This window comes from Streptomyces sp. NPDC058683, assembly GCF_042716195.1.
Classification (GTDB): domain Bacteria; phylum Actinomycetota; class Actinomycetes; order Streptomycetales; family Streptomycetaceae; genus Streptomyces.
The window spans coordinates 70,857-86,643 of the sequence record NZ_JBHXSK010000003.1 but is presented as its reverse complement, the minus strand read 5'-3'; the positions used below and the strand labels follow the sequence as shown (position 1 = coordinate 86,643).

Below are 15,787 nucleotides of genomic sequence, written 5' to 3'. Positions count from 1 at the left end.
CCCACTTTCTGGCTCATTTCCACGCTCCCGGTGAGGATCGGAGACATCGCAGCCGAACCGAGAGAGGTGAGCACCATGGCGGACGTCGAGAACCCGGTCGTGGCCACGGAGCGGGGCAGGGTCCAGGGGATCGCGGAAGGCGGGGCGGTCGGGGCGGTCTCCTTCCGGGGCATCCCGTACGCCGCGTCGCCGGTCGGCGGGCTGCGGTTCGCCGCGCCGCGGCCGCACCCGGGCTGGACGGGGGTGCGGGAGGCGGTGCAGGCCGGGCCGTCCGTTCCGCAGGGCCCGTCCCGCCTGGAGCAGGTGATGGGACACCGGGCGCCGGACTGGGACGAGGACGGCAGCCTCACCGTCAACGTCTTCGCCCCGCGCCGGGCCCTGGCGGACGGCACGCCCCGCCCGGTCCTGGTCTGGTGGCACGGCGGCGGCTTCACGAGCGGCTCCGGCGGCTGGGACTGGTACGACGGCGGCCGCCTCGCCGCCCTCGGCGACATCGTGGTCGTCACCGCCAACTACCGGGTGGGACCGCTGGGTTACCTGTACCTCCCGGAGACCGGCGCCGCCAACCTGGGCCCGCAGGACCAGGCCGCCGTGCTGCGCTGGGTGCGGGACAACATCGCCTCCTTCGGCGGCGACCCGCGCGAGGTGACGGTCGGCGGTCAGTCGGCCGGCGCCTACTCCGCCCTGTTCCTGGCGCTCGACCCGGAGACCTCCGGCCTCGTCACCCGGGTGCTCCTGCAGAGCGGCCCCTTCGGCCTGGCCCCGCAGGACCCCGAGGCCGCGGCCGAGCACGCCGAGGCCTACCTGCGGCTGCTCGGCGTCCCGGCCGACGCGGACGCCCTGCGCGCCCTGCCCGCCGAGCAGCTCCTGTCCGCCTACGGGCGGCTCGCGGCCGGGCTCGCCCGCCCCGGCAACGCCGCCCCGCCGATGTACCCGGTGCTCGGCGCCCCCGGCATGCCCCGCACCTGGCAGCGGGCGCTCACCGACGGCGTGCTGGAGGGCAAGCCGCTGCTCATCGGCACCACCGCCGACGAGGCGACGTCCTTCTTCGCCTTCGACCCGGCCGTTCAGCACCTGACCCCCACCGGTGTCCTGGACCTCCTGTCCGCCCAGGCCGGCGACCGGGCCCGGGAGATCTACGACGCGTACGCCGCCCGGCTCCCGCAGGCCACCCCCGCGCAGATCTTCACCGCGATCGGCACGGACACGCTCTTCCGGGACGGCTCGCTGGAGATCGCCGACCACCACGCGGCCGGCGGCAACGCGACCCACGTCTACCGCTTCGACTACCGCCCGGCCGAGGACCCGCACTCCCTCGGCGCCGCCCACTGCGCCGAACTGCCCTTCCTCTTCAACACGTTCGACGCCTACCCGGACAGCCCGATGCTCGGCAGGGTCGGAGACGCCCAGCGCGCCCTGGGGCACGAGTTCGCCACCGCGGTCGCCGAGTTCGTCCGCACCGGATCGGTGCACGACTGGCTCCCCTACGCACCCGGGACCCCGGCCCGCATCCGCCACTTCGGCTGAGCACACCCCGTAGAGCCGCCCCGTCCCGGCGCTGTGCGTCCCGGCGAAAGGACCGAGCGCCGGGGCGAAAGACGCCCATGGCGCCGTCCCCGAGGGTGGAGTGCGAGGGCCGGAGCGGCCCGTCGAAAGGACAGGGACAGAGCTGTGGTGGAGAAGAACCTGCGGGGCAAGGTCGCGCTCGTCACCGGCGGCAGCCGGGGCCTCGGGGCGGCCGCGGCCCGGCGGCTGGCCGCCGCGGGCGCCGACGTGGCCGTCACCTTCGAGAAGTCGGCCGAGAAGGCCGCGGAGGTGGTCCGGGAGCTGGAGAAGAACGGGGTCCGGGCGGAGAGCTTCCGGGCCGACCAGGGGGTGCGGGAGGAGGCGGCCGGTGTCGTCCGGGAGGTCGCCGACCGGTTCGGGCGTGTCGACATCCTCGTGAACAACGCGGCCGTGTTCCTCGGCGGCGGCCCCCTGGGTTCGCTGTCACGGCAGGACTCGGACCGGCTGTGGGCCGTCAACGTCCACGGACTGGTGGCCACGACCACCGAGGCCGTGACGGTCATGCCCGACGGCGGCCGGATCATCAGCATCGGCACGATCACGGGGAAGCGGGCCTTCGCGGCGGGCTTCGGCGACTACGGCGCGACCAAGGCCGCCGTCGCCATGTACGGCCGCTCCTGGGCCCATGAACTCGCCCCGCGGAACATCACCGTCAACACCGTGGTGTCGGCCTTCGCCACCACGGACATGGGCATCCCGCAGGACAGCGACACCGGCAGGCTCCTGCTCTCCCTCGCCCCCTTCCACCGCTACGCCCGCCCGGAGGAGGTCGCGGCGGCCGTCGCCTTCCTGGCGAGCCCCGAGGCCTCCTACATCACGGGAAGCGACCTCGACGTCGACGGCGGCTGGAACGCCTGACCCCGTCGCGCGGCGTTCAGCCCCGGGCCGTCGCCGTCGCCGTCGCCGTCGCTGTCGCTGTCGCCCGGAACGTGTTCCGGTACGCCTGCGGGGACACCCCTATCGCCGCGTGCAGGTGCTGCCGCAGGGACGTGCCGGTGGCGAAGCCGACCTCCGCGGCGATGCGGTCGATCGCCAGGTCGCTGGTCTCCAGCAGGTGGCGGGCCCGGTGCACCCGCTGCTGGATCAGCCAGCGGCCGGGACTGACGCCGGTCTCGTCCAGGAAGCGGCGCGCGAAGGTGCGCTGGCTCATCCGGGCATGATCCGCCAACTCCCGCAGGGCCAGCGGCCGTTCCAGGTTCTCCAGGGCCCAGGCCCGGGTGGCCGCGGTCCCGGTGGCGCTCTCGTCCGGCACCGGCTGCTCGATGTACTGCGCCTGGCCGCCGTCCCGCCACGGCGGTACGACACACTGCCGGGCCACGCTGTTGGCGACCGCGCTGCCGTGGTCGGAGCGGACGATGTGCAGGCAGACGTCGACACCGGAGGCGGCGCCCGCGGAGGTCAGCACGTCACCGTCGTCGATGAACAGCACGTCGGGATCCAGGGCGACCTGGGGGAACATCCGCCGGAACCGGGGCGTCAGCGCCCAGTGCGTCGTCGCGGGCCGCCCGTCGAGCAGCCCGGCCGCGGCGAGCGTGAACGCCCCCGTGCAGATGGAGACGATCCGGGCACCGGGCCGGATCCGCGCGAGCGCGGCGGCGACCGGTGCGGGCAGCTCGTCCGTGATCCGCGACATGTCGTACGGCGGTACGACCACGGTGTCCGCGCTCTCCAGTACCTCGGGCCCGTGCCCGACGGTGACCGTGAAGTCGGCGTTGGTCGCCACCGTACGGTCGTCGGTCGCCGCGCAGGTCAGCACCTCGTAGGCGCCGGGCACGCACGGGAAGACCCGGTTCGGGATGCCCAGCTCGAAGGGGTAGACCCCGTCGAGGGCGAGCACGACGACCCGGTGGGGGCGGGTGGGAAGGAAGTCGATGTCGGCGGACATGGCACGATTCTATCGCCAGCCGTCCATGTGGCCATCGCGCGTCACGCCCTCACAGGCGCTGATCGCACAGACCCGCCCGATGCCCGACGCCGCCGCGGCCCACGGGGCGGCCGATCCTGGGCATCGACGACCAGGTGACAGACCATGTTCCGCACCAGCCAGCCCCTGCACCCCGAGGGCCGTGCGAAGTCCTCGTCCGGGAGTTCGGCGACCGCGGTGCGCAAGGCCGTCCACGAGCGTGAGAAGAGATCCACGTTCGTAACCTACGGACTCGGCCCGCCGGGCGGTCGATCGGTAAAGGTGTAGCGCGTCGTTGCACGTGTTGGAACACTGCGTCGGTGACCGGTTCCGTACTGCCTCACCTGCTTCGACCCCGTGCCCTGAGGCCCGGAGACCTCGTCGTTGTCGCCTCGCTGTCCGGGCCGCTCCATGCCGTGTACGAGCCCGACCTCGACCAGGCGGTGGTCGTGCTCGAGCGGATGGGATTCCGTGTGCGTCGGGCACCGCTCCTCGAAGCAGGGCGGCACCGTTGGTGGAGCGCGGCAGCGCCGGCGGAGATCGCCCGGGAGTTCAACGCTCTGCTGCGTGATCCCGAGGTGCGCGCGATCATCGCGCATGACGGCGGCCAGACGGCGCTCGGCTACCTCGACCTGATCGACTTCGAGGCGATCGTGGCCGACCCCAAGCCGATCCTCGGCTACAGCGACATCTCGCTGCTGCATCTGGTGCTCTACGCACGCACGGGTCTGGTCGGCTTCCACGCCGACCTGGCCACCCCTGGACTCGGCGGCCACTGGCAGGCCGCGCCCGCAGCGCGCAGAGCGGAACTCGAAAAGCTCTACTCGACGCTGCTGACCGCTACGGAGCCGATCGGTGCGCTGCCGGCCACCCCGTCGTGGGAGTGCTGGCGGGCCGGCCGCGCCGAAGGCCGGCTGATCGGCGGGGTGATCAATCGCATCGTGCTGGCGCAGGCGACGCCGTACGCGCTGCCGCTCGAACGGTTCGACGGCGCGGTGCTGTTCTGGGAGGAGACGGGCGGCCAGGCCTCCTATGTGTGGAGCTATCTACAGGTACTGCGGCACTGCGGCATCCTCGACCGGATCTCCGGCATGGTCGTGGGCGTCCCGCACGCGATCGACGGACTCGACTCACCCGACGCGTCCCCGACCCTGCCCGAGATCGTCCTCGACGTCCTCGGCGACCGTGACATCCCGGTCCTGGGCAACGTCGAGTTCGGACACGCCGGCCCGAATCTGCCGATGCCGGTCGGCATCCGCGTCGCCCTGGACGCGCGGCAGCGGACCTTGGCACTGCTCGAACCGGCGGTACGCCCGCTCACGGTGACGGAACCGGCCGGCTGAGCAACGCGGTCAGCAGGCCGACGGGCTCGGCAGCCCACAGAACGTCACGGAGACCAAGCGCCCGGGCAACGGCCGCCCGCGGAAAGCCTTCTGACGATCCATCGGAAGCCGGAGCCCGGGCGACGCGGCGTTCTTGTGCGATCCCTCCAGCGTCCCGATACTGATCGCGAACCACGCGCCAAAGGCGGCGTGCTTGCCCCAGTTCAAGGTCACGACTTCGGGTGCAAAGTCGCCGTCGCGCACGAAGTGTGGCCTCTCTGCGGCGAGTTCTCATGCCCGAACCCGAGGAGGCTGGACACCCGATGCCGTTCCCCCTGCTCAGACCCCCGAAGAAACACGCCGACCGGCGTCGTCTCGCCGCCGTCGCCGTCGGCCTGGCCTGCGCTCTCCTGACCACCCTTCCCGCCGCGGCGGACGCCGGTACCGGCACGGTCGCCACCTCGTTGACGGCGACCGGTGTCAGCACCGACACGACGACCGTCACGCTGGTGACGGGCGACCAGATCGTCGTGACCACCCGGCCCGGTCAGCGGCCCACGTACGTCGTGCTCCCCGCCGCGGGCGAGGACGGCGCCATCGAGTCGTACGACGACGCGTCCGGCGACCACTACGCCATCCCCGCGGTGGCGATGCCCTACCTGGGCAACGGACTCGACCTCTCGCTCTTCGACATCACCCGGCTCGCACAGGACCAGGAAGGTTCCGGCACCGCCGGCGCAGCCTCTGACAACGTTGCCAGCGCCGACGGCGGCCGAATATCCGTCGACCTGTCCTTCGCCCCGGGCACGACGCCGACCGGGCCCGCGGGGGTCACCCTGACCTCCGCGGCCGGTGCCACCGCGCAGGGATATCTGACCGCCTCCTCGGGCACCGCGTTCACCGCGGCGCTGCGCAGGGCGATCGGCACCGACGTGGCCGCGGGCCGTCAGCCGGGCAGCACACCGCTGTTCGACGGGCTGACCTCGATGAGCCTGGCCGGCGCGCACGCCGAAGGCACTCCCGACGGAACCGTCAGCCCCAAGTACCCCCTGAAGATCCTGCAGATCGACGCGACGGGGCTGACCGGTCTGCCGGCCACCGCCTACCTGCAGCTGTACAACACGGATGCGTTCACGCGTGAGAACACCTCCGTCACCACGGTGAACGGCGTCGCGCGCGTCGCGGTGCCGGCCGGGAACTACGGGCTCTACGGCCTCTTCTACGACTACGACACGCAGGGCCGGCTGTCCGCCGTGCGCCAGTTCACCCTCAGCGACTTCACCGTGTCCGCCACCGGGACCACCACGGTGTCGCTCGACGAGACCGCCGCGAGCTCCCTGTTCTCGGTCCGGACACCCCGTCCGGCGGTCCAGGACATCGTCATGGCGCAGTACTTCCGGCGGGACGCGACCGGCGCCCTGGCCGGCATGCTGCTGACGATGTGGGGCAGCACCCCGCTGTACACCAACGCGCAGCCCGCCGCCGAGGTCGGTGAGATCCACGACGTCATCCAGTGGGGTGGCACGGCGACCACGGCGAGCGACGCGTACCGCTACGACCTGGCGTACGGGTCGGACGGGGTGCCCGCGGACCAGACGCATGTGGAGACGGCCCGCACGCTCGCCACGGTGCACCAGCGCCTCGCCATCGACCCCGCCGCGGACAACAGTCGCCGCGGCTCCCTGCTGACCGGCTTCGTCGACTCCTACAACGCCGCCGGTGGGGGCACGCGGATCAGCCCGTGGGACGGGCAGCCGTGGCCCGCCGACCTGACGGAATACCTCGGCACGGGTGACGGCGGCGCCTGGGCGCAGATGGCCAGTTCCCCGAGCTCCGTGTGGCAGTACGCCGATCCCCTCACCTTCGCCGGCGGCCGCTCGTACTCGGTCGACTGGAACCACGGCCCGCTGAAGCCCGCGCTCGCCCACCACGTCGGATCCCAGTTCTGCTCCGCCTGCGCGGCGGGGTCGAACCTCATGTTGGTCCTGAACCCCGCGGTCGACAGCGTTTCGACGCACATCGGCTTCTACACCTTCGGGGCGCTGCCGCAGCACCTCACCCTGTACGCGGACGGGCAGCAGGTCTTCGAGTCGACGAACCAGTACGGCGTCCAGCTCCAGGGGGCGCCGACGACGCCGACGACCTACCGCACGGTGTACGACACCGACCTGAGCGCCAATCCGAGGTTCAGCCAGTCGACCAGGACGCACACCGACCTGACGTTCCGGTACCCCGCGCGTCAGGGTGGCGGCAGCGCGCTGCCCGACGCGGACACCTGCTTCGGCGAGTCGGCGGCCACTCCCTGCCGGATCCTGCCGGCCCTGACCCTCGGCTACCGGCTGACCTCCGACCACAACAACACGAGTGACCAGCTGATCCAGACCATGCGGCTCGACGTCGGTCATGTCTCCTACGACGGCGCCGGCTCGCACTCCCGGATCACCTCGGCGAAGGTGTCCGTCTCCTACGACGGAGGCACCACCTGGAAGCCCGCGCTCGTCGTGGGCCTGAACGGGACCTACCAGGCCGCGTGGCTCAACCCGGTTGCCGCGCGCCGCACTTCACCCGCGATCAAGGTGACCGCGACCGACGCGGCCGGCGGCTCGATCACCCAGACCATCACCAACGCGTACACCATCGCCGCCAGTGGAGGCACCCGATGACCCCGGCCCGTATCCGCGTGCTGCTGGTGGCCCTGACCGCCGCGGTGGCGGCCGCGGCTCCGTCGGTCTCCTTCGCGGGCACGCCTTCGCAGAGCACCGGCGGCGCCGACCGCACCGGCGCGACCGCATCCGCCGCTTCCACCGCGTCCACCGCGTCCACCGCGAACGTGACCCCGGCGTGCGGCGCCGCGAGCCCCGGCTTCGCGCGGTGCTTCTCCCTGGTCCGCACCGACATCGACGGCGGCAAGGGGGTCCGGGGCCCGAACGCCGCGGGCAGTACGACCGCGACCGCCACCACCCTGCCCAGCGGTTACGGTCCCGCCGACCTGGACGCGGCCTACAACCTGCCGAGTTCGGGCGGCGCGGACCAGACGGTGGCGGTCATCGACGCCGGCGACGACCCGAAGGCCGAGGCCGATCTGGCGGTGTACCGGCAGACGTACGGCCTGCCGCCCTGCACGACGGCCAACGGCTGCTTCCGCAAGGTCAATCAGCGGGGGCAGAGCGCACCGCTGCCGGTCGACCGCGGCTGGGGCGTCGAGATCTCCCTCGACCTGGACATGGTGTCCGCGGCCTGTCCGGACTGTCACATCCTGCTCGTGGAGGGCGACGACGCGAGCGTCGCCAGTCTGTCCCAGGCGGTGGACACGGCGGTCGCGCTCGGCGCCACCGAGGTGTCCAACAGCTATGGCACAGCCGAGACGAACGGACTGCAGAGCTACTCGGCCTCCTACAGCCACCCGGGAGTGGCGATCACCGTGTCCTCCGGCGACTACGGGTACGGCGTGCCGAACTGGCCGGCCGATCTCACCAGTGTCACCGCGGTCGGCGGCACCTCGCTCAGCCGGGCGGCCAACGCCCGTGGCTGGACCGAACAGGCGTGGGGCAACTCCACCGGCGGCGCCGGCAGCGGCTGCTCGGCGTGGATCGACAAACCGGCCTGGCAGACCGACCAGAACTGCCCCGGCCGGATGGTCGCCGACGTCGCGGCGGTCGCCGACCCGCTGACGGGGCCCGCGGTGTACGACAGCTACGGCGGCTATGCCGGGTGGCTCGTCATCGGCGGCACCAGCGCGTCCGCGCCGTACATCGCCGGGGTCATCGCCCTGGCGGGCAACCCGGAGCGGTACGCGGACGCGTCGTACTTCTACGGCGGCACGGCGGGGCTCAACGACGTCGTGGGCGGCACCAACGCGGAGCGCGTGGACTGCGGCGGCGACTACCAGTGCAACGGGGTCACCGGCTACGACGGGCCCACGGGCAACGGCTCGCCGAACGGCCTCGCGGCGTTCTGACCGTCGGTGGGGGCCGGCACCGTCGGCCCCCACCGAGATCAGGAAGCGGTACGAGTACGACGACGGTGTGTGTGCCGAGTACTCTTCACCGACATCTCCCTGGCGGAGTAGGCGCTTCCGGGAGGGGTGACGCGGTGGTGAACCCGATCAGATACGCGCGGGTGCTCGGCGGTGTCGCCGCGCTCCTCGCGGGCGTGACCGGTTGCGCCGACACGACAGCGTGCGCCGGTGTCGGTGTGGTGGCCCAGGTCGGTGTGTTCTTCGCGCAGGAGGGGTACGGAGATCTGGCCGGAGCCTCCGTACGGTTGTGCGCGAACGGCACGTGCGTCGAGGACCGGTTGCGGAAGGAGAGCGTCTCGCTCGTCACCCTGCCGCTGCCGGACGACATCGGCCCCGATCTCGGCACGGTCCGCTTCCGGGTGACCCGCAGGGGCAGCACCGAGCCGCTCGTCGACGCGTCCGCCCGCAAGAAGCTCGACTTCCAGTCCGACGAGTGCGGCGGTGGCGTCTACAACGGGGGACTCGCCTTCACCAAGGAGACCGGCCTGACGACCGAGATCCCGAAGAGCGTGTCGAAGGCCCGGCTCCAGCAGATCATGGACCGGGCCACCGCGGCGCCCTGATCACTTCCCCGCGTACGTGAGGAAGCCGGCCCAGGCGGCGGGGGAGAGGGCGAGCGCGGGGCCTTGGCGGTGCTTGGAGTCGCGGACGTGGATGGTGGTGGGGCAGGTGGCTACTTCGAGGCAGTCGCCGGAACCGCCGCTGCTGTAGGTCGACTTGCGCCAGGAGAGGGCGACTTCGATGCAGTCATCGCCGGAAGCGCTGCTGTAGCTGCTCTTGAACCACGCCAGGTCGGATGTCCTCATAAGTCCCCTCGCATCCGTTGCAACAGGCTCACGGAGTCCTGGATGGTGAGAGCCTGCGAACGCATCCTGGCATACCGCCTCTGGAGAACACTGACCACTTTTGCGTCGGCGATCAACTGCCCGCTTTCCTGGCCCTCGTTGTAGGCGTACCACTTGTTCTCAGGGGTTTCCAACAAGCGGATCGGTCCTTGTAGTCCCGCGTGTGCCTCCTGGACGACAGGCATGACCTGAATCTCGACGTTCCGGAACTCGGAGACCTCCAGCACATGGTCGATGAGGCCGCGAGTGACGTCCGCTCCGCCGGTGCGCCGCAGGAACAGATGCTCTTCGAGGATGAAGCTGAACGCGGAGTTCGGCCGTTCCAGCAGCAGTTTCTGGCGCTCGGCTCGTGCGGCCCACCGCTCCTCGATTTGCGCGTCGTCCAATGGTGGCAGTTGAGCCTCGGACAGCGCCTCCGCGTACGCCTTCGTCTGGAGCAGCCCGGGGAGCATGCGGCACTCGTAGGTGTACAGGGTGATCGCCAGTGACTCCAACCTCGCCCACTGCCGAAACCAAGCCGCCAACCCCGGTTGCCGCATCAGATGTACGGCCGCCCGCCGCAAGGCTCCCGTATTCCCCAGCACCCCCTCCGACGCCTCCACCAATGACTCGTCCGGCATCCGCCTCCCCAACTCCACCGATGCCACCGTGTGTTTCGAGAACCGCACCTGTTCCGCGAACTCCTCCCTGCTGAGCCCCGCGTGCTCGCGCAACGCCTGGAGCACCGCTCCGAAGGTCCGCAGACTGTCCGACGACTCCGGCTCCACTCCATCGCCCACGTAGGCCACCTCCACCCCCCATGGTCACGGCCAGTGACCAGTACGGTCCAGTGCGTCACCGCGTACGCGGGCCCAGCGTACGCGGCTCTCAGCTGGAGAAGTGCTGGTCCGGGGCGGCAGATTGGGTGCATGGACGCTCCCCCCACCGCCGTCACCGTGAGTCGAACACTCGCCCAGCGGCTCAGTGCCACCCCGCGTGGCGCCCGCCTCGCCCGTCATCTCGCCGTCGCCCAACTCCACGCGTGGGGCGGGCCGTTCGCGGCGGCGGAGGTGATCGACAAGGTGTCGGTGATCGTCGCGGAGCTGGCGGCCAACGCCGTGACGCACGGGCGGGTGCCGGGGCGGGACTTCGAGCTGCGGGTGTCGCTGGTGACGGGGAGCGTGCGGGTCGAGGTCACGGACACCCTGGCCGAACGGCGGCCGCCCGCACCCGGCGTCGTACGGCCGGGCGGGCCGCTGGACGACGGCGGGCGCGGGCTCGTGCTGGTGGACGCGCTGGCCGATCGGTGGGAGGTGCTGAGCAGGGACTGCGCCGACGCACCGGGCAAGACCGTACGGGCCGAGGTGGACCTGCCGTTCCGGCGCAGACCCTGAGCGGGGCCCCGGGGGACGTGCCCCCGGGGCCCGGGGCGTCAGCTGGAGACGCCGAGGGTGAGCGTGCCGGTGTAGCCGGCGGTGGTGGAGCCGGTGACGGTCATCAGGCCGGAGGTGGCGCCGCCGTCGTCGTAGATCGAGTCCTGGGCGAGGGTGGTGCGGGTGACCGTGTTGGTCGAGTAGGGCGAGACCTTGGCGACCGCCGTGGTGATGGTCTCGTTGATGAAGAGCTGGCCCGTGTGCAGGGTCCTGCCGCCGGTGAAGGAGCCGTCGGAGGTCAGGGTGACGCCCGTGTGGACCTTCACGTGGATGTGGATGGCGCGGCCCCGGTACCAGCCCGGGTAGATGGTCGTGATGTTGGCGACGCCGCTGGAGTTGGTGAGGACGCCGCCGCGCAGGAACGTGCCGTCGTCGGGCTCGCTGTGACCGTTGTTGCCGACGTACCCGGAGTACTCGCCGAGCGCGTCGGAGTGCCAGACCTCCACGAGGGCGTTGGGGATGACGGTGCAGGCGGAGTTGACGACGGTGAGGACGAGCTTGAGCGCTATGCCCGCCTTGCCTTCGGTGATGTCGGTGCGGACCAGCGCGCCGTCGAGGTAGTAGGGGCCTTCGGTCAGTTCCTCCGTGAGGGTGCAGACCGCCGCGGCGGCGGCCGGCTTGAGGTCGGGGGCGGCGACTGCCGCGGGGGCCTCGGTCGAGACCGCTGCACCTACGGCCAGGGCAGCGGCGGTCGTCCCGGTGGCGACGAGTACGGCACGGCGCCCGACGGAGCGGGCACCTTCTGAAATGTCTGTCATGAACACGGCACCGTAGGAATGGTTGCTGTCGGAAAGCTGTCAGTTCAGCAAAGTGAACAACCGTCAAGTCCTGAGTGAGACAGCTGAACGCACGAACACCGTTCGGCGCCGCGGAACGCGCCGGTACCGGGCACGAAGGGGGCCATTAGGGTCGTTCGCCGCGGCGAGGGCACCCCCTGAACGGCGAGGGCGCGCGGGAATCGGTGCGGGATCCGGGTCTAATCGCGCCAGAGAACCGTGCTGGAGGAGGATTTCCATGGGTGCCACCCCGCTTCTGCCCACACCGTCCGGTCCCTACCTGGACAAAGGGCGGCTGCCCGCCGACTTCTACTCCTTCGAGGAACTGCTGACGGACGGCGAGCGGGAGAAGATCGAGCGCGTCCGTGAGTTCCTCAACACGCAGGCCGCTCCCCTCGTCGACGACTACTGGGCCCGGGCCGAGTTCCCCTTCCAGCTGGTGGAGGGATTCGGCAGGCTCGGGCTGGTGGACTGGGCGGACCCGGCCTCCGCGGAATCCAAGCCGAGCAATCTCCTTTCGGGATTCCTCGCGCTGGAATTCGGTCATGTCGACGCGTCCCTGGCGACCTTCTCCGGCGTGCACACGGGGCTCGCCATGGGCTCGATCCTCGCCTGTGGCTCCGAGGAGCAGAAGCAGCGGTGGCTGCCGGCGATGAGCCGCTTCGAGAAGATCGGTGCCTTCGGGCTGACCGAGCCGCACGGGGGCTCCGACGTGGCCGGCGGCCTGAAGACGACCGCGCGCCGCGACGGCGACGGCTGGATCCTCGACGGGGCCAAGCGGTGGATCGGCAACGCGACCTTCGCCGACCTGGTCGTCATCTGGGCGCGGGACACCGAGACGAACCACGTGCTCGGCTTCGTCGTGGAGAAGGACACCCCCGGGTTCACGGCGACGAAGATCGAGAACAAGATGGCGCTGCGGATCGTGCAGAACGCCGACATCGTGCTCGACGGCTGTCGCGTTCCCGAGGCCAACCGGCTGCAGAACGCGAACTCGTTCAAGGACACCGCCGGCATCCTGCGCCAGACGCGCAGCGGGGTGGCCTGGCAGGCCGTGGGGGTGATGTTCGGCGCGTACGAGATCGCGTTGCAGTACGCGAAGGAACGCGAGCAGTTCGGGCGCCCGATCGGCGGCTTCCAGCTCGTCCAGGACCTGCTGGTGAAGATGCTCGGCAATGCCACCGCCTCGTGCGGGATGGTGGTGCGCCTGGCCCAGTTGCAGGACGCCGGGATCTTCAAGGACGAGCACTCCGCCCTGGCGAAGGCGTACTGCACCGTGCGGATGCGGGAGAGCGTCGGATGGGCCCGGGAGCTGCTGGCCGGCAACGGCATCGTCCTGGACTACAAGGTCGGCCGCTTCGTCGCCGACGCCGAGGCCCTCTACTCGTACGAGGGCACGCGGGAGATCCAGACCCTGATCGTGGGACGCGCCGTCACCGGCGGCCTGAGCGCCTTCGTGAAGTGATGACGATGACCACGGAATCCGTCTTCACCGGCCTGAAGGTCCTCGACGCGTCCTCGTTCATCGCGGCACCGGCCGCGGCCACCGTGCTCTCCGACTTCGGAGCGGACGTCATCAAGATCGAGCCGCCGGGGATGGGCGACCCCCAGCGGCGGCTGAGTTCCGTGCCGCCCAGCCCGCGGGCGAAGGCGAACTACAGCTGGCACCTCGCCAACCGCAACAAGCGGGGCATGGTGCTGGACCTGAAGTCGCCGTCGGCCGTCGAGGTCCTCAAGCGGCTCGTCGAGTGGGCCGACGTGGTGATCACCAACTTCCCGCACGGCACCCGCGAGAAGCTGCACCTCGGCTACGAGGAGGTCGCGGGCTGGAACCCGCGGGTCGTCTACGCCGACCTCACCGGCTTCGGGGACACCGGCCCCGACGCCCGGCAGCCGGGCTTCGACCTGACCGCCTTCTGGTCCCGCAGCGGCCTGCTGGCCTCCACCCGCGACGCGGGCGCCCCGCCGACCGTCCCGGTCTGGGGCAGCGGCGACTACACGACGGCGATCGCCATCTACGCGGCGATCACGACCGCCCTCTACCGCCGCGAGCGGACCGGACAGGGGGCCAACGTCGGGACGTCCCTGCTCGCCACGGGCGTCTGGGCCACCGGAACCCTGGTGGCCGGCGCCCTCGCCGACGGCACACCCTTCGAGCTGCACGACCGGAAGGCCCCGGCGAACCCGCTGAACAACCCCTACCGGACCGCGGACGGCGAATGGCTCATGCTGGTCGCCTCACCCGCGCGCTGGCAGGGGCTCGCACGCGCCGTCGGACACCCCGAACTGCTGGAGGACCCCCGCTTCGCCGACCTGGAGGGTCTGATCCGGCACGCCTCCGCACTGGCCGAGCTGCTCGACACCGCGTTCCGCTCGCGGCCCTTCGCCCACTGGAAGGACGCGCTGGACCGGGAACGCATCACCTACAGCCTCATCCAGACACCGGAAGAGGCCGCGCGGGACCCGCAGCTGCGCGAGAACGACATCGTCGTCCCGCTGGAGGGGGTCAGCGGGCTGGCGGAGACCGTCAGCAGCCCGGTCAACCTGCGAGGGGTGCCGAAGGTGCCGGCGAGACGGGCGCCGGACCTGGGCGAGCACAACGACGAGATCCTCGCCGAGCTGGGCTTCGGCCCCGCCGAGATCGCCGACCTGCATGCCCGGGGAGCGGTCCCCGAGGCCACGGAGACGCAGCCGCCGCGCTGAGCACGGCGGCGCAGGAGGCCGGCCGGGACGTCACTCTCCCTTCATCTCTGCTTCGCCCGGAAATCGTCTGGACGAAGGACTACGGCCGGTCGGCGTTCACCGGACGGCACGGGGCCCGTTGATAGCGTCGGTGTACCCCGTGCCGTCCGACCGAGAGAGACCTGATGCCCCCGACGATCCGCAGGGCCGTGATCCCCGCCGCCGGACTCGGCTCCCGTCTGCTGCCGCTGACGAAGGCCACGCCGAAGGAGATGCTCCCGGTCGGCGACAAACCGGTGATCGAGCACACCGTGCGGGAGCTGGTGGTCTCCGGCATCACCGACATCACCATCGTCGTCTCGGGCGGCAAGAGCCTGATCCAGGACCACTTCCGGCCCAACCCCGGGCTCGTGGAGCAGCTGCGCGCCGACGGGAAGACCGCCTACGCGGACGCCGTCGAGGAGGTCGCCGAGCTGGCCCGCCGAGGTCACATCACCTACCTCGACCAGTACGGCCCGTACGGCAACGGCACGCCCGTGCTGAACGCCGCCCGCTCCTTCGGCGACGAGCCCGTCCTGGTGCTCTGGCCGGACGACGTGTTCGTCGCCGACGTCCCCCGCTCCCAGCAGCTGATCCGCGCCTACGAGCAGACCGGCTGCCCGGTGCTGGCCCTGCTGCCGATGGACCCCGCCGACTCCCAGCGCTACGGCGTGCCCATAGTCAAGGAGGACCTCGGCGACGGCCAGCTGCGCATCACCGGCCTGGTCGAGAAGCCCGCGCCGGCCGACGCACCGTCCCCGTACGCGGCCATCGGCGGTTACGTCATCACCCCCGGCATCATCGACGAACTGCGCGAACAGACCCGCCGCTGGTACGAGCACCGCACCGGCGAGGTGTACCTGACCGACGCCATCAACGCCTACGCCGCCAGCCGGGCCGTGTACGGGCAGGTCATCCAGGGCCGCTGGTACGACACCGGCAACCCGGCCGACTACCTCGTCGCCCAGATGGCCTTCGCCCTCTCCCACCCCGAGTACGGACCCGTCCTGCGCGGCCTGGTCCGCGGGCTCGACGAGGAGCTGGAGGACGCGCCGGATACGGTATGATCTTCTCAGAGCCGGTCGCCGCAGAACCTGGTGGCTGGTAGTGCGTTGGTGGTCCAAGGAAAGACGCCCCGCTTCCTGCGGGGAAATGCAGGTGCAAGGCCTGCCCGGCGCTCCATCCGGTGCCCGTCCGCATGATGCGGACGGGCACCGTGTCGTT

Annotated in this window: 15 protein-coding genes and 1 pseudogene; 10 read left to right on the top strand and 6 right to left on the bottom strand. The window is 71.2% G+C overall.

All coding sequences use genetic code 11. From position 1 onward, the window contains the following. The first annotated feature begins 75 nt into the window (after window positions 1-75). Together ACFWXC_RS04225 and ACFWXC_RS04220 are read left to right on the top strand one after the other, a co-directional pair. Window positions 76-1,527: a carboxylesterase/lipase family protein gene (locus tag ACFWXC_RS04225; RefSeq protein ID WP_384472761.1), complete on the top strand. Its 1,452-nt coding sequence runs from the start codon at window positions 76-78 to the stop codon at window positions 1,525-1,527. A gap of 144 nt (window positions 1,528-1,671) precedes the next feature. Continuing rightward, window positions 1,672-2,424, top strand: a complete 753-nt coding sequence (locus ACFWXC_RS04220; protein ID WP_384472758.1) for an SDR family NAD(P)-dependent oxidoreductase — start codon at window positions 1,672-1,674, stop codon at window positions 2,422-2,424. A 16-nt stretch (window positions 2,425-2,440) separates the two neighbouring features. Here the strand turns inward: ACFWXC_RS04220 and ACFWXC_RS04215 are convergent, their stop codons facing one another. Both ACFWXC_RS04215 and ACFWXC_RS04210 read right to left on the bottom strand, forming a co-directional pair. Further along, complete coding sequence (locus tag ACFWXC_RS04215) at window positions 2,441-3,451, bottom strand: GlxA family transcriptional regulator (protein ID WP_384472755.1); 1,011 nt, start codon at window positions 3,449-3,451, stop codon at window positions 2,441-2,443. 113 nt (window positions 3,452-3,564) lie between these two features. Continuing rightward, window positions 3,565-3,705: pseudogene (locus ACFWXC_RS04210) on the bottom strand (maleylpyruvate isomerase N-terminal domain-containing protein); the annotation flags it as partial. Between the two features lie 84 nt (window positions 3,706-3,789). On the opposite strand from ACFWXC_RS04210, the gene ACFWXC_RS04205 reads away from it, so the two are divergent. After that, on the top strand, window positions 3,790-4,812 hold the full coding sequence (locus ACFWXC_RS04205; protein WP_384472752.1) for an LD-carboxypeptidase: 1,023 nt from the start codon (window positions 3,790-3,792) through the stop codon (window positions 4,810-4,812). 9 nt (window positions 4,813-4,821) lie between these two features. Here the strand turns inward: ACFWXC_RS04205 and ACFWXC_RS04200 are convergent, their stop codons facing one another. Then, window positions 4,822-5,055: a hypothetical protein gene (locus tag ACFWXC_RS04200; protein ID WP_384472750.1), complete on the bottom strand. Its 234-nt coding sequence runs from the start codon at window positions 5,053-5,055 to the stop codon at window positions 4,822-4,824. Between the two features lie 59 nt (window positions 5,056-5,114). Between ACFWXC_RS04200 and ACFWXC_RS04195 the strand changes: the two genes are divergently transcribed. The 3 genes from ACFWXC_RS04195 to ACFWXC_RS04185 all read left to right on the top strand — a co-directional run bounded on the left by ACFWXC_RS04195 (window position 5,115) and on the right by ACFWXC_RS04185 (window position 9,372). Beyond that, a complete protein-coding gene (locus tag ACFWXC_RS04195) occupies window positions 5,115-7,454 on the top strand; it encodes a hypothetical protein (protein ID WP_384472747.1) in 2,340 nt (779 codons plus the stop codon). Further along, window positions 7,451-8,749: a peptidase S8 gene (locus ACFWXC_RS04190; protein ID WP_384472745.1), complete on the top strand. Its 1,299-nt coding sequence runs from the start codon at window positions 7,451-7,453 to the stop codon at window positions 8,747-8,749. The genes ACFWXC_RS04195 and ACFWXC_RS04190 overlap by 4 nt, the downstream gene beginning before the upstream one ends. A gap of 137 nt (window positions 8,750-8,886) precedes the next feature. After that, window positions 8,887-9,372, top strand: coding sequence for a hypothetical protein (locus tag ACFWXC_RS04185; RefSeq protein ID WP_384472742.1), 486 nt, complete (start codon window positions 8,887-8,889; stop codon window positions 9,370-9,372). On the opposite strand, the gene ACFWXC_RS04180 is transcribed toward ACFWXC_RS04185, so the two are convergent. Together ACFWXC_RS04180 and ACFWXC_RS04175 are read right to left on the bottom strand one after the other, a co-directional pair. After that, the gene (locus ACFWXC_RS04180) at window positions 9,373-9,615 is read right to left on the bottom strand and encodes a DUF397 domain-containing protein (RefSeq protein ID WP_384472739.1); all 243 of its coding nucleotides are present in this window, start codon (window positions 9,613-9,615) and stop codon (window positions 9,373-9,375) included. After that, a complete protein-coding gene (locus ACFWXC_RS04175; RefSeq protein ID WP_384472736.1) occupies window positions 9,612-10,433 on the bottom strand; it encodes a Scr1 family TA system antitoxin-like transcriptional regulator in 822 nt (273 codons plus the stop codon). The genes ACFWXC_RS04180 and ACFWXC_RS04175 overlap by 4 nt, the downstream gene beginning before the upstream one ends. Window positions 10,434-10,562: 129 nt before the next feature. Here ACFWXC_RS04175 and ACFWXC_RS04170 point away from each other — a divergent pair, with 129 nt between their 5' ends. Then, window positions 10,563-11,027, top strand: a complete 465-nt coding sequence (locus tag ACFWXC_RS04170) for an ATP-binding protein (RefSeq protein ID WP_384472733.1) — start codon at window positions 10,563-10,565, stop codon at window positions 11,025-11,027. Between the two features lie 38 nt (window positions 11,028-11,065). On the opposite strand, the gene ACFWXC_RS04165 is transcribed toward ACFWXC_RS04170, so the two are convergent. Then, window positions 11,066-11,824 (bottom strand): intradiol ring-cleavage dioxygenase, encoded by a 759-nt coding sequence (locus tag ACFWXC_RS04165; protein ID WP_384472730.1) that lies wholly within the window; start codon window positions 11,822-11,824, stop codon window positions 11,066-11,068. A 256-nt stretch (window positions 11,825-12,080) separates the two neighbouring features. Here ACFWXC_RS04165 and ACFWXC_RS04160 point away from each other — a divergent pair, with 256 nt between their 5' ends. From ACFWXC_RS04160 to ACFWXC_RS04150, 3 genes are all read left to right on the top strand, one after another. After that, window positions 12,081-13,307, top strand: a complete 1,227-nt coding sequence (locus ACFWXC_RS04160) for an acyl-CoA dehydrogenase family protein (protein ID WP_384472727.1) — start codon at window positions 12,081-12,083, stop codon at window positions 13,305-13,307. A gap of 5 nt (window positions 13,308-13,312) precedes the next feature. Next, a complete protein-coding gene (locus tag ACFWXC_RS04155; RefSeq protein ID WP_384472724.1) occupies window positions 13,313-14,545 on the top strand; it encodes a CaiB/BaiF CoA transferase family protein in 1,233 nt (410 codons plus the stop codon). A 164-nt stretch (window positions 14,546-14,709) separates the two neighbouring features. Further along, a complete protein-coding gene (locus tag ACFWXC_RS04150) occupies window positions 14,710-15,630 on the top strand; it encodes a UTP--glucose-1-phosphate uridylyltransferase (RefSeq protein ID WP_384472721.1) in 921 nt (306 codons plus the stop codon). The last annotated feature ends 157 nt before the right edge of the window (window positions 15,631-15,787 follow it).

Bases quoted from the DNA above. Each gene is read 5' to 3' on its own strand.
- ACFWXC_RS04225 (WP_384472761.1), top strand. From the start codon at position 76: ATGGCGGACGTCGAGAACCCGGTCGTGGCCACGGAGCGGGGCAGGGTC.
- ACFWXC_RS04215 (WP_384472755.1), bottom strand. From the start codon at position 3,451: ATGTCCGCCGACATCGACTTCCTTCCCACCCGCCCCCACCGGGTCGTC.
- ACFWXC_RS04195 (WP_384472747.1), top strand. From the start codon at position 5,115: ATGCCGTTCCCCCTGCTCAGACCCCCGAAGAAACACGCCGACCGGCGT.
- ACFWXC_RS04190 (WP_384472745.1), top strand. From the start codon at position 7,451: ATGACCCCGGCCCGTATCCGCGTGCTGCTGGTGGCCCTGACCGCCGCG.
- ACFWXC_RS04180 (WP_384472739.1), bottom strand. From the start codon at position 9,615: ATGAGGACATCCGACCTGGCGTGGTTCAAGAGCAGCTACAGCAGCGCT.
- ACFWXC_RS04170 (WP_384472733.1), top strand. From the start codon at position 10,563: ATGGACGCTCCCCCCACCGCCGTCACCGTGAGTCGAACACTCGCCCAG.
- ACFWXC_RS04165 (WP_384472730.1), bottom strand. From the start codon at position 11,824: ATGACAGACATTTCAGAAGGTGCCCGCTCCGTCGGGCGCCGTGCCGTA.
- ACFWXC_RS04160 (WP_384472727.1), top strand. From the start codon at position 12,081: ATGGGTGCCACCCCGCTTCTGCCCACACCGTCCGGTCCCTACCTGGAC.
- ACFWXC_RS04155 (WP_384472724.1), top strand. From the start codon at position 13,313: ATGACCACGGAATCCGTCTTCACCGGCCTGAAGGTCCTCGACGCGTCC.
- ACFWXC_RS04150 (WP_384472721.1), top strand. From the start codon at position 14,710: ATGCCCCCGACGATCCGCAGGGCCGTGATCCCCGCCGCCGGACTCGGC.